Annotated in this window: 18 protein-coding genes and 1 pseudogene; 4 read left to right on the forward strand and 15 right to left on the reverse strand. The window is 71.0% G+C overall.

The genetic code is table 11. The features are described 5' to 3' along the window. Positions 1 to 279: 279 nt before the first annotated feature. From K4G59_RS06015 to K4G59_RS06055, 10 genes and pseudogenes are all read right to left on the reverse strand, one after another. Complete coding sequence (locus K4G59_RS06015; protein ID WP_231250037.1) at positions 280 to 651, reverse strand: hypothetical protein; 372 nt, start codon at positions 649 to 651, stop codon at positions 280 to 282. Continuing rightward, positions 648 to 2,012, reverse strand: a complete 1,365-nt coding sequence (locus tag K4G59_RS06020) for a recombinase family protein (protein WP_231250039.1) — start codon at positions 2,010 to 2,012, stop codon at positions 648 to 650. The genes K4G59_RS06015 and K4G59_RS06020 overlap by 4 nt, the downstream gene beginning before the upstream one ends. A 20-nt stretch (positions 2,013 to 2,032) precedes the next feature. Then, positions 2,033 to 2,791 (reverse strand): annotated as a pseudogene (locus K4G59_RS06025) (ATPase, T2SS/T4P/T4SS family); the annotation flags it as partial. A 214-nt stretch (positions 2,792 to 3,005) separates the two neighbouring features. Then, complete coding sequence (locus K4G59_RS06030) at positions 3,006 to 4,574, reverse strand: M20/M25/M40 family metallo-hydrolase (RefSeq protein WP_231250040.1); 1,569 nt, start codon at positions 4,572 to 4,574, stop codon at positions 3,006 to 3,008. A 215-nt stretch (positions 4,575 to 4,789) separates the two neighbouring features. Beyond that, positions 4,790 to 5,149, reverse strand: coding sequence for a hypothetical protein (locus K4G59_RS20635; RefSeq protein ID WP_372461790.1), 360 nt, complete (start codon positions 5,147 to 5,149; stop codon positions 4,790 to 4,792). Between the two features lie 70 nt (positions 5,150 to 5,219). Beyond that, positions 5,220 to 6,410 (reverse strand): FAD-binding protein, encoded by a 1,191-nt coding sequence (locus K4G59_RS06035; protein ID WP_231250042.1) that lies wholly within the window; start codon positions 6,408 to 6,410, stop codon positions 5,220 to 5,222. Positions 6,411 to 6,425: 15 nt separating this feature from the next. Then, positions 6,426 to 7,118 carry a response regulator transcription factor gene (locus K4G59_RS06040; protein ID WP_231250044.1) on the reverse strand — a complete coding sequence of 231 codons (693 nt, stop codon included), beginning with the start codon at positions 7,116 to 7,118 and terminating at the stop codon, positions 6,426 to 6,428. A 22-nt stretch (positions 7,119 to 7,140) separates the two neighbouring features. Beyond that, positions 7,141 to 7,287, reverse strand: a complete 147-nt coding sequence (locus K4G59_RS06045; RefSeq protein ID WP_231250046.1) for a hypothetical protein — start codon at positions 7,285 to 7,287, stop codon at positions 7,141 to 7,143. Positions 7,288 to 7,408: 121 nt separating this feature from the next. Continuing rightward, the gene (gene ligD / locus K4G59_RS06050; RefSeq protein WP_231250048.1) at positions 7,409 to 8,314 is read right to left on the reverse strand and encodes a non-homologous end-joining DNA ligase; all 906 of its coding nucleotides are present in this window, start codon (positions 8,312 to 8,314) and stop codon (positions 7,409 to 7,411) included. Next, positions 8,311 to 9,240: an ATP-dependent DNA ligase gene (locus K4G59_RS06055; protein WP_231250049.1), complete on the reverse strand. Its 930-nt coding sequence runs from the start codon at positions 9,238 to 9,240 to the stop codon at positions 8,311 to 8,313. The genes ligD and K4G59_RS06055 overlap by 4 nt, the downstream gene beginning before the upstream one ends. 16 nt (positions 9,241 to 9,256) lie before the next feature. Between K4G59_RS06055 and ku the strand changes: the two genes are divergently transcribed. After that, positions 9,257 to 10,189: a non-homologous end joining protein Ku gene (gene ku, locus K4G59_RS06060; protein ID WP_231250051.1), complete on the forward strand. Its 933-nt coding sequence runs from the start codon at positions 9,257 to 9,259 to the stop codon at positions 10,187 to 10,189. A 185-nt stretch (positions 10,190 to 10,374) separates the two neighbouring features. Here ku and K4G59_RS06065 read toward each other — a convergent pair whose 3' ends face one another. Genes K4G59_RS06065 through K4G59_RS06075 form a run of 3 tightly spaced genes read right to left on the reverse strand, consistent with a single transcriptional unit; the run spans position 10,375 to position 14,322 of the window. Continuing rightward, on the reverse strand, positions 10,375 to 11,820 hold the full coding sequence (locus tag K4G59_RS06065; protein ID WP_231250053.1) for a carboxyl transferase domain-containing protein: 1,446 nt from the start codon (positions 11,818 to 11,820) through the stop codon (positions 10,375 to 10,377). Continuing rightward, positions 11,817 to 12,998 (reverse strand): CaiB/BaiF CoA transferase family protein, encoded by a 1,182-nt coding sequence (locus K4G59_RS06070; protein WP_231250055.1) that lies wholly within the window; start codon positions 12,996 to 12,998, stop codon positions 11,817 to 11,819. The genes K4G59_RS06065 and K4G59_RS06070 overlap by 4 nt, the downstream gene beginning before the upstream one ends. 4 nt (positions 12,999 to 13,002) lie before the next feature. Next, positions 13,003 to 14,322: an SLC13 family permease gene (locus K4G59_RS06075; protein WP_231250056.1), complete on the reverse strand. Its 1,320-nt coding sequence runs from the start codon at positions 14,320 to 14,322 to the stop codon at positions 13,003 to 13,005. 120 nt (positions 14,323 to 14,442) lie between these two features. Between K4G59_RS06075 and K4G59_RS06080 the strand changes: the two genes are divergently transcribed. After that, positions 14,443 to 15,153 (forward strand): FadR/GntR family transcriptional regulator, encoded by a 711-nt coding sequence (locus K4G59_RS06080; protein WP_231250058.1) that lies wholly within the window; start codon positions 14,443 to 14,445, stop codon positions 15,151 to 15,153. Beyond that, positions 15,150 to 15,920: a sulfite exporter TauE/SafE family protein gene (locus tag K4G59_RS06085; protein WP_231250059.1), complete on the forward strand. Its 771-nt coding sequence runs from the start codon at positions 15,150 to 15,152 to the stop codon at positions 15,918 to 15,920. Before K4G59_RS06080 ends, K4G59_RS06085 begins: the two co-directional genes overlap by 4 nt. A 78-nt stretch (positions 15,921 to 15,998) precedes the next feature. Here the strand turns inward: K4G59_RS06085 and K4G59_RS06090 are convergent, their stop codons facing one another. Further along, a complete protein-coding gene (locus K4G59_RS06090) occupies positions 15,999 to 20,864 on the reverse strand; it encodes an NAD-glutamate dehydrogenase (protein ID WP_231250061.1) in 4,866 nt (1,621 codons plus the stop codon). A 75-nt stretch (positions 20,865 to 20,939) separates the two neighbouring features. On the opposite strand from K4G59_RS06090, the gene K4G59_RS06095 reads away from it, so the two are divergent. After that, a complete protein-coding gene (locus K4G59_RS06095) occupies positions 20,940 to 21,407 on the forward strand; it encodes a DUF2505 domain-containing protein (RefSeq protein WP_231250063.1) in 468 nt (155 codons plus the stop codon). Here the strand turns inward: K4G59_RS06095 and K4G59_RS06100 are convergent. Continuing rightward, complete coding sequence (locus tag K4G59_RS06100; protein WP_231250065.1) at positions 21,397 to 21,594, reverse strand: hypothetical protein; 198 nt, start codon at positions 21,592 to 21,594, stop codon at positions 21,397 to 21,399. The two genes, K4G59_RS06095 and K4G59_RS06100, sit on opposite strands and share 11 nt — an antisense overlap. Positions 21,595 to 21,622 lie beyond the last annotated feature (28 nt).

The following is a 21,622-nucleotide window of genomic DNA, read 5'->3' on the forward strand; positions in this document are numbered from 1 at the left end:
CTTCTGCCTCTGCTCTTGGCTTAGCGGCGGAGCCGCGTCGACAGTGCGCTGGATGTAGTCCTCAAGGCGCTCGGCCTTGAGTTGGCGACGTAGATCAGTGACGTCGGCCTTAGGGTCAGCCTTCTTTGCGTGCGCGATGCGAGATCGCGTCTGTGTCCAAGACACGAATGCCTCCGGGCGTGCTGATTTCTCAGCCCTCTACCGGAGAACTCGTGACTGGATTTGTGAACGGCCATACCTGACCGGCTCGCGCTATTCGTACCTAACAATAGCAGAGGCTCAGGGGAGCTCGCGGAGCCTCACCCGGCGCACCCCAAGCGCTTCGAGCCGTCTCCCTAAGCGGACGATCTCGAGGTCTCGCACTGGCTTGTCAGCTCGACACTTGGCGCAGACGAATCGGCGCGTCATGTGTGCCTCGCCCGCGCCAGACCGCAGAGGCATCGTGTAGTCGTTGTCCTCGGGATCCATGTCGATTCGCACATACTCCACGCGGACCGCCCCGCCATCCGTGTTCGTCGCGTCCGGCCACTCCCTGATGGTGATCTTGGCGATGCGCGACACGGTGTGAGGTCGCGTCACTGTGCCGTCGCACTCCATGTCGAAGCGGATGTGGTCCGGCCTGTGGCGCGGGGTGCTCCTGCGGCGGCTCATGGTGCCCTCCAGTCGATTCGAACGCTCGCCGGATCGAAGTCTCGACGGCCAGTCTCTGGCTTGAGCAGGGTCACCCTCATCAGTGCGTCCACCGCTCCCCTGCGTTGCTGCACGTCGAGCGCAGACCAAGCAGCAGCAACGTCCTGAGCGTCCACCAGTGGCCCGAGGGCGTCCGTGTGGACCGTGGCCGCCATCTCCACCTCGACGCGCCTCAGCTCGTTGCGTAGCCGTTCGCTGGACTTCCGCACGGCAGCCAGGGTCAAGACTCCTTCCTCGAGTCCTGTCGCTAGGTCGTCGAGTCGCTGGCGGATGCCTGCGGCCTTGCCTTGCAGCTCGCGGAGCTCGTCGCGGTTGTCGGTCGCCAGAAGGTCGCCCGCGTCCGGGCGAGACAGACGCTCGACGATGACGGCTTCGACAAGCGCGTCGACATCGTCTGCCTTGCGGCTGATGCACTTGTTGGCGCGGCAGACGTAGACCCGTTTCCCGTGGCGCGTATGTCCCGTGGCGCAGTCGCTTCCGCACTTCCAGCACAGCGCGAGTCCGGGTAGGAGGTACTTGCGTGCGGTCGTGAGAGTCGTGCGGCGCTCGGGGACGGAGAGGATCGCGCGCACGGCCTCGAAGGTGTCCTCGTCAATGAGCGCCGGCCAGACGGCGGGGCCGACGACTTCACCGCGGTAGGTGCGCAGGCCCGCATAGCGGGGATTCTTGAGCACACCCCTGACAGTGCCGTGCGTCCACAGGTTACCGGCCGTCGTGAGTGCCTGGGCGTCGTTCCAACGGCGGGCGATGCCCTTAAGTGAAGCGCCGTGCATGACGTCGGCGAACGCCTCGCGTACATGCCGCGCCTCTGCCTCGTTGACCGTGACACCGTCACTGCCGTAGCCAAATGCCCGCCTTCCGCCCGCTGGCTTGCCCTGTTCGGCTGCCTGCTGCTGCGCTCGGCGCTGGCGGTCTGACTTCTGCTTGATCTCGTGGCGAGCCGTTGCACCCATGACGTCGGCGACCAGGATGCCCGCGGGGGTGCTCATGTCGAGGTCGGTACCGCGCACGAGGGCGATGGTCGCGGCCTTCCGCTCGCACAGCTCCACGAGCCGCAGCTCATCGGCCCTGTTGCGGCTCAGGCGATCGAGAGCCCACGCGATAACGACGGTCGCACGGTCCTCCGCGATGGCAGACAGGACGGCCTCGAAGCCGGGGCGCTTCTTCTTTCCCGCTGCTGAGATGTCGTTGTCGGAGTGCTGCTCCACGATGGTCCAGCCGCGGAGTTCGGCGAGGCGGAGGCAGTCCTCGAGCTGGCGCGCGACAGCCGCTCCCTCTCCGGTCCGATCAAAGCTTTGTCGGGTATAGACGACGGCGCGCATGTCTGTATTCTACTCATGTTTGATAGCTCGAAGACCTCCTCGGCGCTGACCACCCGCTCGCCGCCGGGCACGGCGGCGGCGAGGCAGTTGAGCATCGTGGTCTTGCCGGCCTGGGTGCCGCCGGCGACGAGGATGTTCATCCCCGCCCGCACCGAGGCCTCGAGGAACGCCGCCGCCTGCGGCGTGAGGCTCCCGAGCGCCACCAGGTCGGACAGGCGGTGCGCGCGGAGGAGGAACTTGCGGATGTTGACGGCCGTGAATCCGCGCGTGATCCCCTCGAGCACCACGTGGAGACGGTGCCCCTCGGGCAGCATCGCGTCCACGAAGGGCGTGCTGATGTCGAGGCGGCGCCCGCTCGACTTGAGCATCCGCTCGACCAGCTCGCCGACCTGGGCGGCGTCGAGGCGCAGGTTGGTCAGCTCGTGGCGACCGCGGCGCGCGATGAAGACCCGCTCCGGGGAGTTGATCCACACCTCCTCCACCTCGGGGTCGTCGAGGAAGGGCTGGAGCGGACCGAACCCGGAGACCCGCGCGACCAACTCGCCCACCATCGCCTCGTCGTCGGCGATCGGCGCGACGGCGCCGGTCAGGCTGAGCTGGTCGTGGTCGCGGACCACGTCCTCGGCGATGCGGCGTACGACGAGTGCCTCACGCTGCGGGTCGACACCCTCGCGCCGCACCCGTTCGCGCACCGACGCGTCGAGGCGCTCGACGAGGTCGTCGCGCACGGGCGTGCGCTCCTGCTGCGGTCGCTCGACCGCCAGACGGTCCACTGCCATGGCTACCTGCTTCCCCGAGATCGTGCTCTGGGGACGCTACCCAGCAGGACGGGGCCGAAAACAGGTCACCGGTAAAGGTTGTGGACGACCTGCGGTCGCCGGTGGGTCGCAAGCCGAGGTCGAGAACGGCGTTCGGCCGGGTCGGGCGACGGTGGTCGCCCTTCCCGGCCGAACGATGCTGCTCGGTGCTGGTCTCAGCTCGCCCCCATGGGGCTCAGCTGGCGACCTCCTCGTGGTCGTGGTCGTGGTCGTGCCCGTCATCGCCGCCGAGAGGCCCGGCGAAGGTGTGCTCAGGACCGGCCGGGGACGGGACCGTGAAGTTGCCCGGCACCTTGCGGCCCTTGATCCCGTTGACGCCCTCGGTCGAGTAGGCGTAGGTGAGCACCGCGAACGCGACCGCGTCGGAGTTGACGTCGAGCGCCTTCTGGTTGACGTTGGCGATCGTGTCGCACGCCAGGTGGTAGCACTGGTCGAAGGACTCGCCGGCGACACCACCCCAGATCGCCTGCTGCTGCGGGGTCTTGACGACCTCCGCACCCGTGAAGAGGCCGCCCGACGGGATGCCGTTGTTGATGAAGGCCTGGTAGTCGCTGCGACCACTGAACGCCGAGTCGTCGTAGGGCTCGCTGCGCACGGTGTAGAACGACTCCAGCGTGCCCTCGATGTGCTCCGAGCCCGCCGGCACCGGCACGGGCGCCACGAAGCTCGACTCGTCGGCGTCGTAGACACCGAAGTAGTAGTTGGGCGAGCCGATCATGTCGAAGTTGAGGTAGAGCGCAATCTCGTCCTTCTCGGACTGGGTGCGCTGTGCGACCCAGGCGGACGAACCGATCAGGCCGATCTCCTCGGCACCCCACCAGGCGAAGCGCACGGTGTTGTGGGGCTTGCTGTTGCTCATCGCCTCGACCACGTCGAGCAGCCCGGCCGAGCCGCTGCCGTTGTCGTTGATGCCGGGGCCCGCAGGAACCGAGTCGAGGTGGGCACCGGCCATGACGACGTTGTCGCTGACCTCGCCCGCCAGCTCGCCGATGACGTTGTAGTCGGTCACCTCCCGGAAGTCGATGGCGACCCGTGCCGTCGAGCCCGTCTGGGCCAGCGACTGACCGGCGGCGAAGCTGGTGCCGACGACGGGGATGTCGACGACGGTGGGGTTGTCCGGGGTCGGGCTGAGGGTCGGCCGGATGACGCCGAACCGGTCTCCCGCGGACGCGTCGCCCTGGTTGAAGATGATGACCGCTGAGGCACCGGCCGCCTCGGCGTTCAACGCCTTGACGGCGAACGCGCAGCTGCCACGCTGCACCAGCGCGATGGCTCCGACCGGGAAGCCGGCGAAGTCCGCGGCCTCGCAGCCGCTGGAGTTGGCCCGGGTGCCGGTCAGGGCGACGTCGACCGGCACGACGGACGCCGTCACGTCGCCCTCGCCCGTGCCGGTCGCGCCGGCGTGGGGGTGCGCCGTGGGCGTCGGAGTGATCTGCTGCAGGACCGTGTCGGTGGCGTTGTACGTGAAGGGCACGACGTCGGCCGACCATCCCGACTTCTCGAGCACGTCGACCACGTAGTCGACGCTGGCCTGATAACCGGGCGTGTCGGTGGCGCGGGTGCCGCCGTTGTCGTCGGCGATGGCCTGGAAGGCCTCGAGGTGCCGGGTGACCCCCTCGGCCGAGACGCACCCGAGCAGCTTGTCGTACGTGTTGTTGTTGCGGGTGTCGCACGCCTTGTTGCTGGGTGCCGCGACCGAGGGCGAGGCCGCGAGCGGCACCGCCAGTCCTGCTGTGGCAACCATGAGACCGGCTGCCGCGGCGCCTAGAGATCGTCCAGAACGCTTGCTGACCATGGAGGACTCCTTTGTCACTCATCTGTGGAGCACCGGGCATTCGGGGTGTTGCCCGTGTGGACGCAACCTAGTGACTCAGCCTGACTGTGACTAGTGCCACAACGGCCCGTTCGGGTCATGGCGCACCACCCGTCCAGACCAGTTGCGACGTGACCCGCCGGTGGTCAGCGCACCGCCACCGCGGCCGTGCTGCTGGCCCCGACCCTCGGGCTGGCCGGCGACCCCGGGACGCGCAGCGGCAGGTCGAGCGGCGCGCGGAGCAGCACCGTGACCGAGCGACCGGCCGCGTCGACCCGGACGGCGACGTCGATGGGGGAAGTAGGTCGCCGCGGCGTCCGCCCGCACGAGGTAGTCGCGGACGGCCATCTCGACTGCAGCCTCCTTCTGCAGCAGGCGCTGCCCGTCGAGTCCCTGCTCGTAGATGCCGGCGACCCGAGGTCGACTCCGTGGAGCGCGGCCCCGTCGGCGAGGTTGTCGAGTCCCCGCCGCTGGAGATACGCCGCCGAGGCGTCCACGACGACCACGATGGCTGGCGAGCATGGTCGCGGCCAGCCTGCCCGGTACGGAGAACCTCGGGCCGCTCCTGCTTCGCTCTCAGACCCGTCCGCGGAGGATCCGCCGCCAGTAGACCTGGGGCAGCGCGTAGCGGTCCACCCACCAGGTCAGGAAGCGGGGACGGGTGAGGTCGGGGAAGGGGACGCTCGGTCGCGGCCGGCCGTCGCGGTCGACCTCGACGAGCATCAGCCTGCGGCGGGCCGTGGTGATCGGCATGACGGTGTAGCCGTCGTACTCCTCCATCGTCGTGCCGTCGCGGGCCGCAACGAGGTTGGCTGCCAGGACCGCGACCTGCTTGCGCAGCGCGCCGCCCGAGGGCCGCGTCTGCAGGTCGGCGACGTCGCCGCACGACCAGACGTCCGCGAACCTCCGGTGGCGCAACGTGCGTGGGTCCACGTCGACCAGGCCAGCGGGGTGGCTCCCGGCGAGCCCACCGTCGGCGACCCAACGCGGCGCGCGGTAGTGCGGCACGACGTGGGCGAACGCCAGCCCCTGGAGCACCTCGTCCTCCGTGGGGGTGGCCACGGTGGCACTCCGGTCACCCAAGGACCTGACCGTGGCGTTGCGGTGCACGCGGACGCCGTACGCCGCCAGCAGCCGCTCGAGCCGCTCGTCCGGGCCTCGCAGCCCGAGCGGCGAGGCGCCCGGCAGCACGAGATGCACGTCGAGGTCGCCCAGCACCCCGGCCCGACGCCAGTGGTCGCACGCGAGGAAGAGCGGCTTGAGCGCGGTCGCACCGCACGGGGCGGGCTCGGGCGGCACGGTGAAGACCACCCTCCCCGACCTGAGGTCGCGCAGCGCCAGCCACACGTCGGCTGCGGTGTCGTCGTCGAAGGACGAGGCGGCCCATCGCGCCGCGTAGGCCTCACGGAGTCCCGGCGTCGCAGCCCAGTCCTCGTCGAGGCCCGGGCACACGACCATCGTCGAGCAGCCGATGCGCCGGCCCGACGCGGTGAGGACCGACATCGCGTCCGGGTCGACGACGACGACCTCGTCGCGGATGGAGACGCAGGCGTCCGGCACGACGGAGTCGGCAGGGCGCTGGAGGTCGCTCATCGTGGCCTCACCCCCGCCGACGTAGTTCAGGAGGGGGCGGTAGCGGTGCACCGGCCGCGACTCCACCACCGCGACGTCGTGTGCGCCGTCGCGCAGCAGCTTCGCGGCCAGGGAGATGCCCGCGTTGCCGCCTCCCACGACGAGGACGTCGTGGTGAGCGGCCTCAGCGCCCATGGGGTGGATGCGCTCTCAGGTGCCGGTCTCGAGGCGGAAGCCGACGCCGCGGATGGCGACGACCTTCTCGCCGGCGTCGGCGGCCTCGAGCTTGCTGCGCAGGCGACCGATGGTGACGTCGAGCGTCTTCGTCGAGCCGTACCAGTTCTGGTCCCACACCTGGTTCATCAGCGTCTCGCGCGGGACGACCTTGTCGTGGTTGGACGCGAGCACGGCCAGGACGTCGAACTCCTTGGCCGTCAGCGCGATCTCGCGCTCGTTGAGGTGGACGCGGCGCGAGGCCGCGTCGATGCGCAACCCCGAGGAGGTGGTCACGGTGGTGTCGTCGGTCGCGGTCGGCGTACCGCTGCGGCGCAGCAGGGCGCGCACCCGGGCCAGGAGCTCGGCGAGGCCGAAGGGCTTGGCGAGGTAGTCGTCGGCGCCGACGTCGAGACCGACCACGCGGTCGAGCTCGCCGGCACGGGCGGTGACCATGATGATCCCGCCCTCGAAGCCGCCCGAGCGCATCTGACGGCACACGTCGAGGCCGTCCATGTCCGGAAGGCCCAGGTCGAGGATCACGACCGCCGGGTCGTTGTCGACGGCGAAGGACACCGCCTCGGCGCCGCCTGACGCGCGGCTGACCTCGTAGCCCTCACGCTCGAGGGTGCGCATGAGGGGTACTGCGATGTCTTCCTCGTCCTCAACAACCAACACGTCCTGCACCATGCAAGCGAGCATAGAGGCAGGGTCAGCGGTTGGTGGACTGAACGCCTGAGTCGACCGTCGACGAGAGCACCGTGGTGGCGGGCTGCGCCGGGGCCTGCTCGCCCGGGCCGAGCACGACGCCACTGGCAGCCAGGAGGACTGCGACCGGGACCAGGAGGATGCGGGACATGGGTAAAGCATGTGGCGGGCACATCCACACCGGATCCTCAGAGCGGTCACACAAGGGGAATACTTGAAACCTGAACGGGCACAACGGGGCGCCACCGGGCGTGAGGGACCAGATGCTCCGATCAGGCGTCGAAGACGTCGCCCAGCTCCCCCACCCGGGCGAGCACCTGCTCGAGCGTGAGCTGTTCGAGGGCGAGCTCGTCCTCGGCCCCGGCCTCGACCTCGTCCCAGGTCAGCGGGGTCGCCACGGTGGGCCGCTCGCGCCCGCGCAGGGAGTAGGGCGAGACCGTCGTCTTGGACCCGGAGTTCTGTGACCAGTCCAGGAACACCTTGCCGGGGCGCTTCGCCTTGGTCATGCTCGCCGTCACCCGGTCGGGGTGACCCTTCTGCAGCCCCTCGGCCACTTCCCTGGCCAGCGCGGTGGTGCCGTCGCTGTCGAGGCTCGACCGACCAGTGGCCGGCAGGTGGGCGTAGAGGTGCAGGCCCTTGCTGCCGCTCGTGACCGGCGTGCAGACCAGGTCGCGCTCCGCGAGCGCCTCGCGGACCATGAGCGCCACCTGCGCGCACTCGTGGAGGCCGGCGGGCTCACCGGGGTCGAGGTCGATCACCAGCCGGTCGGGGTGGCGCGGCGTGCCGTCGGGGTCGACCTGCCACTGGTGGACGTGCAGCTCGAGAGCGGCGAGGTTGGCCAGCCACGTGAGCGTCGCGAGGTCGTCGCAGATCGGGAAGCGGATGGTGCCGTCGCCCTTGCCCGAGCGCGAGCCGGTGGTCGGCACCTCGACGGTGCGCACCCACGACGGCGTCCCGGGCGGGGCGTTCTTCTCGAAGAAGCTCGACCCCTCGACACCGTGCGGCCAGCGGATGCGGGTGACCGCGCGGTCCCTGAGGTGCGGCAGGAGCACCGGGGAGACCTGGGCGTAGTAGTTGAGCACCTCGCCCTTGGTCGTGCCGGTGCGCGGGTAGAGCACCTTGTCGAGGTTGCTGATCGTCAGCGTGCGGCCCTCGACGTCGACCTGCACCTCGCTCATCCGCTCACGTCCTCGGGTCCGACGTCGGTGCGGATGCCGCGGTACGACGGCTGGCGCAGGCGGGTGACGGGCATCTTGTTCAGCGAGTCGACGTCGACGACGAGGAACGGCTCCACCCACCGCGTGCCGCGCGCGTCCACGGCCGGCACCTCGTCGGCGAAGGGGCTGGCTCCGAGCTCCCGGCCTGCGAGCTGCGCGCTGAGCAGCCGGCTCGCGGCGCCGCCGATGCCGCTGCCGACGCGCCCGCGGTAGAGCAGCCCGTCCGTGCTCGGCTCCCCCACCAGCAGCGAGGCGAGGCGGTCCTTCGTCCCCTCCTGCGGACGCCAGCCGCCGACGACGAAGGAGAAGCGGTGCCGGTGGGCGAACTTCAGCCACGCCTTGCTCCGCACCCCGGGCTGGTAGGTCGAGGTGAGCCGCTTGGACACGATCCCCTCGAGCCCCTGCGCGAGCGTGGCCTCGCGCAGCATCGTCCCGTCGTCGTACGTCGGCGGCACCTGCCAGCCGCCGAGGTCGAGACCCTCGAGGATCTCGCGGCGCTCCGACAGGGGCAGCCCGGTGAGGTCGCGGCCGTCGAGGCGCATCACGTCGAAGACCATGAAGGTCGCCGGCACGCTCTTCGCGAGCCGGGCCGCGGTGGTCGCGGAGCGGACGTGCATCCGCTCCTGGGTCACCGCGAAGTCCGGCACCCCGGCGTCGTTGATGCCGATGACCTCGCCGTCGACGAGCAGGTCGCGACCACCCATCGGGGCGGTGCTGAGGTCGGGCCACGCGACAGTGGCGTCGTTGCCGTTGCGGGTGGTGAGCCGGGCCCGGTCGGCCCCTGCCGGCACGTCGGCGAGCATCCGCACGCCGTCCCACTTGACCTCGTGGGTCCACTCGTCGCCCGTGGGGACGACGTCTCCCTTGGTGGCGAGCATGGGGCGCATGGGACATGCTTACCCCATGCGAGCCATCTGGAAGGGCGCGGTCTCCTTCGGCCTGGTGTCGGTGCCGGTCAAGCTCTACGCCGCGACGGAGAGCCACGACGTCTCGTTCCGCCAGGTGCACGCCAAGGACGGCGGTCGCATCAAGTACCAGCGCGTGTGCTCCCTCGACGGCGAGGAGGTGGCGTACGCCGACATCGCCAAGGGCTACGAGACCGAGGACGGCGAGATGGTCATCCTCACCGACGACGACATGGCCGAGCTGCCGTCGACGTCGTCGCGCGAGATCGCGGTGGAGAAGTTCGTCCCCCGCGACCAGATCGACCCGCTGCTCTTCGAGAAGTCCTACTACCTCGAGCCCGAGGGCGCCGGCGCCAAGCCGTACGCCCTGCTGCGCCAGGCGCTGCTCGACGCCGACCGGATGGCGGTCGTGACGGTGGCACTGCGCCAGCGCACCAGCATCGCGGTGCTGCGGGTCAAGGACGACGTGATCGTCCTGCAGACCATGATGTGGCCCGACGAGATCCGCACCCCCGACTTCTCGGTCGAGGCCGGCGATGTCAAGGACTCCGAGGTCAAGATGGCCCACATGCTCGTCGAGACGCTCGCCGGCGACTTCGACGCCAGCGAGTTCGAGGACGACTACGCCGGCGCCGTCGAGGCCCTGGTGAAGTCGAAGATCGAGGGCGGCGAGATCAAGCGCACCGAGACCTCCACCAAGACCTCCGGCGAGGTCGTCGACCTGCTCGCGGCGCTCCAGAAGTCGGTGGCGGCAGCGAAGTCCGCCCGCGGCGAGGAGGCCGAGGAGCCGCCGGCCAAGAAGGCGCCGGCGAAGAAGTCGGCTGCGAAGAAGGCCCCCGCCAAGAAGACCGCTGCCAAGAAGACCGCTGCCAAGAAGACGGCCCCTGCCAAGAAGACCGCCGCGAAGAAGCAGGCGAAGAAGGCGAGCTAGTCGCCAGCCGCACGTCGTGCCGCTCGAGCGGTGAGTGAGACATGTTCTCGGCGCTCGGAACCTGCCTCACTCACCGCTCCGCCGAGAGACGACCTGCCAGCGGTGGCTGGGACAGCTTTCCGAGGCCCAGAAGCTGCCTCACCCACCGCTCGGGCAGGAGCTCGGGCAGGAGCTCGGGCAGGAGCTCAGGCTGAGCGCACGACCGGCGTACGCCCGGTGAGCTCGCGCAGCAGCGCGGACACCTCGGCGGCGACGGCGACCGCCAGCTCGCGTGGTGACTCCCCGTCGACCTCGGGCACCACGCGGTGCACGACGCCGTCGGCGAACAGGTCCGCGGCCCGCACCCGCTGGCGCTGGGCCATCTCGGCGGCGTGGGTGACGTCGCCGTGGACGATGACGCTCGCGCCCTCGGGCGGCAGCGGCGAGAGCCACGCGTGCTCGGTGGCGACCACTGTCCGGGCCGGGAGGAACGCCAGCGCCCCTCCCCCGCAGCCCTGGCCGAGGATCACCGACACAGTCGGCACGGTCATGGTGGTCAGGGTCGCGATGCAGCGGGCGATCTCACCGGCGATGGCGCGCTCCTCCGCCTCGGGCGACAGCTCGGCGCCCGGGGTGTCGATGACGCTGACCAGCGGCAGCCCGAGCTCCTCGGCCAGGCGCATGCCGCGCCGGGCCTCGCGCAGCGCGCCGGGACCCATGGCATGGCCCGGCGTCTGGCGGGAGCGGTCCTGCCCGATCACCACGCACGGCTGGCCGTCGAGGCGGGTCAGGGCCACCAGCACGGTGGAGTCGCGCTCGCCCTCGTCGGTGCCGCGCAGCTGGAGGGTGCCGGTGGCGCCGTGGGCGAGTAGGTCGCGCACGCCCGCCCGGTCCGTACGCCGGGTGCGCTCGACGCTGTCCCAGGCGGCGTGCTCGCCGACCGTGCGCGGCGCCCTGGGCTCGAGCCGGCCGGGGCCGGGGCCGTCGACGAGCACGGCGAGGGCCGCGTCGACCATCGCGGGCAGGTCCTCCGCACCGACGACGCCGTCGATGACGCCGGCCGCGGCGAGGTTCTCCGCGACCTGGACGCCGGGCCGGAAGGGCCGGCCGTTGAGCGCCTCGTAGACCTTCGGTCCGAGGAAGCCGACGAGTGCGCCCGGCTCGGCCACGGTGACGTGGCCCAGCGAGCCCCAGGAGGCGTAGACGCCACCGGTGGTGGGATGGCGCAGGTGCACGAGATAGGGCAGCCCGGCAGCGCGGTGGTCCATCAGCGCCCGGGAGATCTCGACCATCCGCACGAAGGCCGGGGTGCCCTCCTGCATGCGGGTGCCGCCGGACGCGGTGCTGGCCAGGAGCGGCAGCCCCTCGGCCGTCGCACGGCGTACGGCTGCGGTGATGCGGTCCGCTGCGGCGCGGCCGATGGAGCCGGCGAGGAAGCCGAACTCGTTGACCACGACGGCCACCGGGCGCCCGCGCACCTCACCGCGCCCGGTCACCACCGACTCGTCGGTGCCGGCCTTCTGCGCGGCGGCCTCGAGCACCGCGCGGTAGCCCGGGTCGACCCCGGAGAGGTCGATGGACTCGTCCCAGGAGCTGAAGGTGCCCTCGTCGAGCACCAGGTCGAGCATCTCGTGCGAGGTCCAGCGCTTCACGCGCCGCCCCCGCCGACCCAGGCGCGGATCTCATCGGCGTGCTGGTCGAGCAGCGGCGGGGCCACGTGGTCGCGCCGGGTGACCTCGGCACCGGCGGCGTCGAAGAACCTCAGCGGCGGGCCCGGCAGGGTGATCTCGCCGAGCGTGGGGTGCTCGACGTCGACGAGCAGGCCCTGGCTGGCGACCTGGTCCCACTCGTAGACCTCGTCGAGGCTGCGGACCTTGCCTGCGGGGATGCCGATCTCGGAGAGGCGGGCCAGCAGCGGCTCGGCGTCCCACTCGGCGAAGGCCTGCTCGACGAGGGCGATGACGTCCTCGCGGCGGGCGACACGCTCGCCGTTGGTGGCCAGGCCCTCGGCGTCGGGATCGAGGCCGAAGCCGGCGCAGAACTTCTTCCACAGCCCCTCGCTGCCGAGCGCGATCTGCACCGCTCCGTCGCGGCAGTGGAACAGGCCGTAGGGCGCGATCGAGGGGTGGTGGTTGCCCTGTGCGCGGCCGACCTCGCCGGCCACGGTCCAGCGGGTGCCCTGGAAGGCGTGGACGCCGACGACCGAGGCCAGCAGCGACGTGCGCACCACGGTGCCCTTGCCGGTGCGCTCGCGCTCGTGCAGCGCCGCCATCACGCCGTAGGCGCCGTACATCCCCGACAGCAGGTCCGCGATCGGTACGCCGACGCGCTGCGGGTCGTCGGGGCCCGAGCCGGTCAGCGACATCAGGCCGGCCTCGCCCTGCGCGATCTGGTCGTAGCCGGCGCGACCGCCCTCGGGGCCGTCGTGGCCGAAGCCGGTGATCGAGAGGACGACCAGGCGTGGGTTGCGGCGCATGAGCTCCTCGATCCCCAGGCCGAGGCGCTCGAGCACTCCGGTGCGGAAGTTCTCCACGAGCACGTCGGCGCGCTCGACCAGCCCGACCAGGACGTCCTTGTCGGCCTCGTCCTTGAGGTCGAGGGCGATGGACTCCTTGTTGCGGTTGGTGCACAGGAAGTAGGTCGACTGGCGCGCCTCGGGCTCGCCGACGAACGGCGGTCCCCAGCCGCGGGTGTCGTCGCCGCTGCCGGGCGCCTCCACCTTGATCACGCGGGCACCGAGGTCGCCCAGCATCTGGGTGGCGTGGGGCCCGGCGAGGGCGCGGGTGAGGTCGACGACCAGGAGGTCGGAGAGGGGGCCGTGCTGGGTCATGGGGTCACCATCCGGGGAGAACGAGGGCTGCCCACACGAGCAGCGGTCCGACCAGGGTCACGATCACGCCGTAGCCCAGGATCTGCTTGTAGTAGACCGACTCGCTGATCGAGTCGGGCCGGTTGGCGAGCATCAGCGCGCCGTTGGTGCTGAACGGGCTCACGTCGACGATGGTCGAGGACACGGCGAGGGCGGCCACGAAGAGGGCCGCGTTGATCCCGCCGTCGGCGATGAGCGGCACGGCGATCGGGATGATCACCGGCAGCAACGCCGTCGAGGAGGCGAACGCCGAGACGACGCCGCCCACGTAGCAGAGGATCAGCGCGCCGATGGCGACAGCGCCGAGACCGGCGGCCCAGGTGCCGACGAACTCCGGCGAGCCCGCGGTGGTGAGGATGGTGGCGTAGGTGCTGACACCGGCGACGAGGAGGACGGTGGGCCACGCGATCTGCTTGACCGCGTCCTTGTGCTCGTCGGCGTTGAGCATCGCGAGGATGACCGCGGCGGTGATCGCGACGAAGCCGATGTTCTTGTCGAAGACCAGCGCGACGAGCGCCACGCCGACGAAGGCCAGCAGGGTGAGCACCTGGTCGCGGCGCACGCCCTGGGCGAGGGTGCCGGTCGGCGCGGACGTGCCGTAGCCGCGAGCCGGCACCGTGGCGCCGCCGCGGTGCAGGTCGTCGTCGAGGGTGTCGGGGTCGTCGGGGTCGATCCGCATCGACATCAGCTTCCGGCCGCCGAGGGCGACGAACAGGATCGCGGCCATGAGCGTGTTGACCACCAGGCTGGCGAGGAAGACGGTGATCTCGCTGGACGGCAGCCCGGCGTCCTCCATGACGGAGTTGGTGATCACGCCGTAGATGCTGATCGGCGAGAAACCGCCGGCCTGCGCGCCGTGCACGACGAACATGCCCATCATCAGCGGACTGATGCCGTAGCGGCCGGCGAAACCGAGGGCGATCGGGCCGATGATCGCGCAGGCCGCCGGGCTGACTGCACCGATGCCCGTCAGCACCGCGGTCACCGCGAACATCACCCACGGGATCAGGGCCACGCGGCCGCCGACGCCCTTGACCGCCGTGCGCACGATGAGGTCGACCGTGCCGTTGTTGCGCGCGATTGCGAAGAGGTAGGTGACACCGATCAACGTCAGGATCAGGTCTCCGCTGACACCGGCCAGGATCTCCTTCTCGTCGAGGTCGAGGGCGTACATCCCGACGAACCAGGCCGCGACGTAGGCTAGCGCTCCCATGTTGATCGGTAGCAGCGTGCCGACGACGAACAGCGCGACGAGCGCGATGATCGCAATCCATTCCGGACCCATGGCGAAACCTTCCGAGTTGGTGGCCCGCGCGCCCGGGACCGCGGGGGTGACCCGCGTCACGCGCTTGGCTCAGTGGCCTAGCCAATAGGACAATGAGCCGAACGTCAATAGGGTGAGTGCATGTCAGCGCCCGAGTCGCCGTTCCCTCCCCGGCTGCTGCGCACCCGCCTCTACGAGCAGGTGGCCGGTCAGATCTCGTCGTGGATCAGCGACAACGGCCTCGGCGACGGCGACAAGCTGCCGCCGGAGCGCGAGCTCGCGCAGCGCCTCGGGGTCAGCCGCGCCACGTTGAGCCAGGCGCTCGTGGCGCTCGAGGTGGTCGGGGTCGTGGAGGTACGCCACGGCGACGGCACCGTGGTCACCGCAGGCCACCAGACGTCGAGCCGCATCGTCGAGGCGATCCGCAGCCACGCCGACCGGTTGCCGGAGATCATCGAGACCCGCGACGCTCTCGAGACCAAGATCGCCTCCCTCGCCGCCGCCCGGCGCACCGACGACGACCTCTCGCGCATCGACGACGCCCTGGCCTTCATGGCCGCCGACATCGACGCCGGCGGACGCGGCGTGGAGGGCGACGAGCGCTTCCACGGGGCCGTGACCGCCGCTGCCCACTCCCTCCTCCTCGCGCGGCTGATGGACGAGATCGGCGACCTGATCAAGGAGACCCGCCTGGAGTCCCTCGGCCAACCCGGACGACCGCAGGACTCGCTCGCCGGGCACCGGGCCATCGCCGAGGCCATCCGCGCCGGCGACCCCGCGCGCGCAGCCGAGGCGATGCACGCGCACGTCGCCATGGTCAGCGACGTCGCCCTCCTGCGCGAGCAGCGGTGACCCCGCTCGAAGCGATCCTGGTCGTCGCGACCGGCTTCGGTGCCGGCGTGCTGTCCTCGACCGTCGGGGTCGCCTCCTTGCTCAGCTTCCCGGTCCTGGTCGCCCTCGGGCTGCCGCCGGTCGTCGCCAACGTCTCCAACACCCTCGGCCTGATCCCCGGCGGCCTGGGCGGCGTCCTGGGCTATCGCGACGAGGTCCGCGAGGCGGGTCCGATCGCCCGGGCGATCGTCCTCGTCTGCGCCCTCGGGGCCGTCGCCGGGGCGGCGCTGCTGATCGGCCTGCCGCCCGGCGTCTTCGAGGCGATCGTGCCGTGGCTGATCCTCTTCACCTGCCTGCTGGTCGGCGTACAACCCCGGGTCGCCCGGTGGCTGCGCGAGCGGCACGAGGCACGCCATGGCGAGGGGCGCGCCGAGCGCCGCCACATGTCCCCCGCCACGACGGCGTTCGCCACGGTGACCGGCGTCTACGGCGGCTACTTCGGCGCCGGTGCCGGCGTCATGATGGTCGCCGTACTCGGGCTCGGCACCGACCTCGAGCTCCGCGTCGTCAACGGCCTCAAGACACTGTCGCTGATGGTCGGCAACCTCGTCGCCGGCCTCATCTTCGTCGTCGTGGCCGAGCCACGCTGGGACGTCGTGGTGACGCTCGCCGCAGGCTCCCTGGTGGGCGGCTACGCCGGCGCCCGCATCGGGCGCAAGCTGCCCGACGCGGTCTTCCGCTGGGCCGTGGTGGCTGCCGGCGTCGTCGCCGCCCTGCTGCTGTTCTGATCACCGCCGGAGGTCATGGCCGGTGGTCGCCCGGACGACCATTCGCCATGACGTCCGGGCGCGGCTTGCGGGCGTGGCTCAGGACAGCAGGCCGCGCACCACCCGCAGGCCCACGGACAGGCGGGCCAGCTCGGCGGTCTCCTCGCGGCAGATCTCGTCGAGGGTGGCGCTGGCACGGGCGACCAGCTCCTCCTCGGAGTCCTCCCACGCAGCGACCCGCGCCGGGGCGCTGTCGTCGGCACTGGTCGACTCGAGCACCTGAGCGGTGAGCTGCTGGTGCACGCCGTAGAGGTCGTCGCGCACCGCGGCGCGGGCCATGGTCTGCCAGCGGTCGTCGCGCGGCAGCGCGAAGATCCGCTCGACGAGCGCGGGCAGGCCCAGCCGCTCGCCGAGCGCGAAGTGGACCCGCGCGACGTCGGCCGGTTCGAGGCCGAGCCGGTCCGCGGTCTCCACGATCCCGAGCAGGGCGTACGCCGAGGCGAGCACCGCGACGCGCGTGGCGAGGTCGGCGGGGACACCGTGGTCGGTGAGCCGCTTCTCGCGAGCGCGGTAGTCGTCGAGCTCGCGGCCGCTCATGATGCCGGGCAGCTCGGCCATCACCGTCTGCACCGGACCGCGGAAGAACTCCACGGTCGCGCTGGAGTCCAGCGGCGGACGCCGGTTGGTCACCAGCCAGCGTGACGCGCGCTCGACCAGGGTGCGCATCTCGATCCGCATCCTGGTCTGGCGCTCGGCCGGCACCTGGTTGTCCAGCGCCGCGATCTCCTCGCGCAGCGGCAGCGACCCGAAGATCTCGCGGGCGACGAAGTTGGCACGCGTCAGCTCGGCCGGGCCTGCACCGGTCTCGCCCTGCAGGCGCGGCCAGAAGGTCATGCCGGCGCCGTTGACCAGGTCGTTGACGACCTGGGTCACGATGATCTCGCGGCGCAGCGGGTGGTCCTCGATCGCCTGCTGGAGGTCGGGCACCATCTGCTTCGGGAAGTAGGCCAGCAGGTCCTCGCGCAGGTAGGGGTCGTCGGGCAGGTCCGAGCCGATCAGCTCGTCGGCCAGCACGATCTTGGTCCACGCCATCAGCACCGAGAGCTCCGGCGCCGACAGCGCCTGCTTGCGGTCGAGGCGGCGCTTGACCTGGCGCGTGCTGGGCAGGCCCTCGAGGTCGCGGTTGAGCACCCCGCGCCGCTCGAGCGCACGCATCCAGTCCTCGTGGACGTGCAGCAGGGACGGCGCGTGGGCCTCGGCGTTGGCGAGCGCGAGGTTCTGCTCGTAGTTGTCGCGCAGCACCAGCGAGCCGACCTCGTCGGTCATCTCGGCGAGCAGCACGTTGCGCGCCGACTCGTCCATCGCGCCCGAGCGCACCACGCGGTCGAGCAGGATCTTGATGTTGACCTCGTGGTCGGAGGTGTCCACGCCGGCGGAGTTGTCGATGAAGTCGGTGTTCATCCGACCGCCCTGGCCACCGGCGCCGTAGCGGGCGTACTCCACCCGACCGAGCTGGGTGAAGCCGAGGTTGCCACCCTCACCGATGCAGCGGGCGCGCAGGTCCTCGCCGTTGACCCGGATCGCGTCGTTGGTCTTGTCACCGGCGTCGGCGTCGGTCTCCTCCGACGACTTCACGTAGGTGCCGATGCCGCCGTTCCACAGCAGGTCGACCGGTGCCAGCAGGATCGCCCTCATCAGCTCGGCTGGTGTCAGCGCAGTGGCACCGGAGCCGAGTCCCAGCGCCTCGCGCACCTGCGCCGAGATCGGGATCGACTTCGCCGAGCGCGGCCACACCCCGCCGCCCTCGGAGATCAGCGAGGTGTCGTAGTCCTTCCAGCTCGAGCGCGGGAGGTCGAAGAGGCGGCGCCGCTCGGCGTACGACGACGCGGCGTCGGGCGCCGGGTCGATGAAGATGTCGCGGTGGTCGAACGCCGCGACGAGCCGGGTGTGCTCCGAGCAGAGCATGCCGTTGCCGAAGACGTCGCCGGACATGTCGCCGATGCCGACCGCGGTGAAGTCCTCGCGCTGGCAGTCGACACCCATCTCACGGAAGTGGCGCTGCACCGAGACCCACGCGCCGCGGGCGGTGATGCCCATCGCCTTGTGGTCGTAGCCGACGGAGCCGCCGGACGCGAACGCGTCGCCGAGCCAGAATCCGTAGTCCTTGGCCACGCCGTTGGCGATGTCGGAGAAGGTCGCGGTGCCCTTGTCGGCGGCCACCACCAGGTAGGAGTCGTCGCCGTCGTGGCGCACGACCCCGGTCGGTGGGACCGTCTCGCCGTCGACGAGGTTGTCGGTGATGTCGAGCAGGCCGGAGATGAAGGTCTTGTAGCAGGCCACGCCCTCGGCCAGCCACGCGTCGCGGTCGGAGGCGTCGGGCAGCTGCTTGCAGAAGAACGCGCCCTTCGCGCCGACCGGCACGATCACGGTGTTCTTCACCATCTGCGCCTTGACCAGGCCGAGCACCTCGGTGCGGAAGTCGTCGCGTCGGTCCGACCAGCGCAGGCCGCCGCGGGCGACCGACCCGAAGCGCAGGTGCGAGCCCTCCACGCGCGGGCTGTAGACGAAGATCTCGTAGCGCGGGCGCGGCTCGGGCAGGTCGGGGATCGCCGACGGCTCGAGCTTGAAGGAGATGTAGTTGTGCACCTGTCCCTCGGCGGTGCGCTGGAAGAAGTTCGTGCGGAGGGTGGCGCGCACGAGCGTGCGGTAGGAGCGCAGGATGCGGTCGTGGTCGAGGCTGACCACGTCGTCGAGCGCCTTGGCCAGGCGTTCCTCGATCGCCTCGACCCTGGCCGTGCGGGCCTCGGCGTCGGCCGCCAGGACCCGGCCCTCGGTGCGGCCGGGGTCGAAGCGCGCCTCGAACAGCTCGACGAGCAGCCGGGTGATGTCGACGTTGTTGCGCAGCGCCTCCTCGATGTAGTCGAGGGCGAAGGGCGAGTTGCCCTGCTTGGCGTACTTGGCGTAGGCCCGGAGCACCGTGGCCTGCCGCCACGTCAGCCCGGCGGCGAGGACGAGCTGGTTGAAGCCGTCGATCTCGTTGTAGCCGTCCCACACCGCCCGCAGCGCCTCGGCGAAGAGGGTGCGCTCGTGCGGCGGGAGCGTGCGCCCGTGGCGCAGCCCGAACTCGTAGATGTAGGTGGGCCGGCCCAGGCCCGCGAGCTCGTAGGGGCGCTCGTCGACGACCTCGACGCCCATGGAGGTGAGCATCGGGAGCACCGTGCTCAGCGAGAGCGGCTCCCCGACGCGGAAGACCTTGAGGCGTGACTCGCCGCGGCGGTAGAGGCCGGACTGCTGATCCTGGTCGAAGAGCGCGAGGTCGATGCCCACCTGGCCCTCGATCGCCTCGATGCGGCCGAGGTCGGCGGACCCGCGCTGGGGGTGGTAGTCCTCCTTGTACGCCTCGGGGAACGCGTCGGCCCACGTCCGGGCCAGCCGCGACCCGCGGTCCTCGCCGTACTCGCTCACCACGGCGGCCATGAAGTCGTCGCGCCACGATCGCGACGCCTCGGTCAGGCGACGCTCGAGGTCGGCGACGTTGATCTCGGGGATGTGGTCGCCCTTGGGCGGGTGGACCACGAAGTGCACGCGCGCGGTGGTGGACTCGTTCACGCGGGCGGTGAACTCGACGTGCTCGCCGCCGAGGTCCTCGCGCAGGATGTCGGAGAACCGTTCGCGCACGGCCGTGCTGTAGCGGTCGCGCGGCAGGTAGACGAGGACGGAGACGTAGCGGCCGTAGGTGTCGCGGCGCACGAAGGCCCGCAGCTGGCGTCGCTCGCGGGCGAACATCACGTCCTGCGCGATCGGGGCGAGCTCGTCGGGCGAGGTGTGGAACAGCTCGTCGCGGGGGTAGTTCTCCAGGGTGTCCATCAGCGCCTTGCCGGCGTGGCTGCGCGGGTCGAAGCCGGCGTGGTGCATGACCTCGGTGACCTTCTTGCGCAGCACCGGGATGCGGGTGACGGACTCGGTGTAGGCCGCACTGGAGAACAGGCCGAGGAAGCGGCGCTCACCGACGACCTCGCCGTCCGCGTCGAAGGTCTTCACCCCGACGTAGTCGAGGTACGCCGGGCGGTGCACGGTCGCGCGCGAGTTGGCCTTGGCCAGCACCAGGAGCGTCTTCTCGCGCGCCTTGGCCTTCGCCAGCGGCGGCAGCTTGGCGAACGAGCTCGACAGGTCCTGGTCGCTGCGCAGGATGCCCAGGCCCGAGCCGGCCACGGCGCGCAGCCCGCACTCGTCGGGCGCGCCCTCCTCGGCCTCGAGCAGGTACTCGCGGTAGCCGAGGAAGGTGAAGTGGTCGTCGGCCAGCCAGGTGAGGAAGTCGCGCCCCTCGCGCAGCTCGGCGTCCGCGAGCGGCGGGGGGTCCTGGTCGAGCTGGTCGACCACGGCGAGCACCTGGGCGTGCATCTTGGCCCAGTCCTCCACCGACTCGCGTACGTCGCGCAGCACCCGCTGCACGCCCTCGGTGATCTCCGCCGCCTCGTCGTCGTCGGTGCGGTCGATCTCGACGTGCATCCAGGACTCGGCGCCGGACTCGGCCGTGCCGGCACGCGGCTCGACCGCGTGGACCGCCACCTCCTGCAGCTCCCCGGTGATGTCGCGCTCGACCGTGAACTGCGGGTGGATCACCGCGTGCACGGTGTGGCCCTGGCGGTTGAGCTCCATGGTCACCGAGTCGACGAGGAAGGGCATGTCGTCGGTGACCACCTCGACGACCGAACGGCCCGAGGCCGACCAGCCGGAGTCGGCGCTGGTGGGCGTGACGACGCGGACCGCCGCAGTGCCCTGAGGCCGGGATGTGGCCAGCTCGTGGTGCGACGCGACGGCGCCGAGCAGGTCCTCGGGCGAGCGCTCGGCGACCTCCTCCGGCGCGACGTGCCGGTAGTAGGCGCGGAGCAGGTCACCCCATGCGGGGCGAGCCCGGGTCGCGGCGTCCAGCTGCTGGTCCTTGGTCTCCTCGGGCGTGGCCACGCACCGACCATAGGACCCGCCGTGTGACCCTCACAACAGGGGGGTGGAGGCTGTTGCTGGGCCATGATGGGCGCCATGAAGAAGCTCTCCAAGCAGCTCACCTACGACGCCTCGGCCGACGCCGTGGCCGCCATGCTCGACGACCCCGCGTTTCGCGAGGCGGTGCTCGAGCGCCAGCGCGTCGAGCGCGGCTCGGTCGACATCGACGGCGACGTGGCACGGATCGAGCAGGTGCGCTCGGGAGACGACATCCCGTCCTTCGCACGGAAGTTCGTCGGCGACGAGATCGTGATCGTGCAGACCGAGACGTGGACCTCCGCCCACGGCGCCGACGTGGAGCTGGCCATCCCCGGCAAGCCGGGCGAGGCGGTCGGCACGCTCGTGCTCGTCGAGTCCGGCGGCACGACCACCGAGACGGTCGAGCTCGACGTCAGCGTGCGGATCCCGCTGGTCGGGGGCAAGATCGAGGCGATGATCGCCGACATGGTCGGACACGCGCTCGACGTCGAGCACCAGGTCGGCGTGGAGTGGCTCAGCCGCTGACGTCCGGCCGGACCTCGTCCCCCGCCTGCGCCTCCCGCGCCTTCTCGACTGCGTCCTGGCGCCGGCGCGCCCGGACGACGAGCCCGAGCACCACGAACGGCCCGAAGGCGAGCAGCAGCGTGAGCGCCTGCTCGAAGGGATGCAGGGCGCCCATGTGCCACAGCGGGCGGAGGACGGGGTCGATCACGCCCCCATCCTCCCCCACCCCGTCGGGG

Origin of the sequence: Nocardioides furvisabuli (genome assembly GCF_021083185.1) — a bacterium.
Lineage (GTDB): Bacteria > Actinomycetota > Actinomycetes > Propionibacteriales > Nocardioidaceae > Nocardioides > Nocardioides furvisabuli.

Excerpts from the sequence above, each read along its gene's own strand:
- K4G59_RS06095 (WP_231250063.1), top strand. The coding sequence starts at position 20,940 with ATGAAGAAGCTCTCCAAGCAGCTCACCTACGACGCCTCGGCCGACGCC.
- K4G59_RS06040 (WP_231250044.1), bottom strand. The coding sequence starts at position 7,118 with ATGGTGCAGGACGTGTTGGTTGTTGAGGACGAGGAAGACATCGCAGTA.
- ku (WP_231250051.1), top strand. The coding sequence starts at position 9,257 with ATGCGAGCCATCTGGAAGGGCGCGGTCTCCTTCGGCCTGGTGTCGGTG.
- K4G59_RS06055 (WP_231250049.1), bottom strand. The coding sequence starts at position 9,240 with ATGCGCCCCATGCTCGCCACCAAGGGAGACGTCGTCCCCACGGGCGAC.
- K4G59_RS06075 (WP_231250056.1), bottom strand. The coding sequence starts at position 14,322 with ATGGGTCCGGAATGGATTGCGATCATCGCGCTCGTCGCGCTGTTCGTC.
- K4G59_RS06030 (WP_231250040.1), bottom strand. The coding sequence starts at position 4,574 with ATGGTTGCCACAGCAGGACTGGCGGTGCCGCTCGCGGCCTCGCCCTCG.
- K4G59_RS06020 (WP_231250039.1), bottom strand. The coding sequence starts at position 2,012 with ATGCGCGCCGTCGTCTATACCCGACAAAGCTTTGATCGGACCGGAGAG.
- K4G59_RS06080 (WP_231250058.1), top strand. The coding sequence starts at position 14,443 with ATGTCAGCGCCCGAGTCGCCGTTCCCTCCCCGGCTGCTGCGCACCCGC.
- ligD (WP_231250048.1), bottom strand. The coding sequence starts at position 8,314 with ATGAGCGAGGTGCAGGTCGACGTCGAGGGCCGCACGCTGACGATCAGC.
- K4G59_RS06070 (WP_231250055.1), bottom strand. The coding sequence starts at position 12,998 with ATGACCCAGCACGGCCCCCTCTCCGACCTCCTGGTCGTCGACCTCACC.
- K4G59_RS06045 (WP_231250046.1), bottom strand. The coding sequence starts at position 7,287 with ATGTCCCGCATCCTCCTGGTCCCGGTCGCAGTCCTCCTGGCTGCCAGT.
- K4G59_RS06035 (WP_231250042.1), bottom strand. The coding sequence starts at position 6,410 with ATGGGCGCTGAGGCCGCTCACCACGACGTCCTCGTCGTGGGAGGCGGC.
- K4G59_RS06015 (WP_231250037.1), bottom strand. The coding sequence starts at position 651 with ATGAGCCGCCGCAGGAGCACCCCGCGCCACAGGCCGGACCACATCCGC.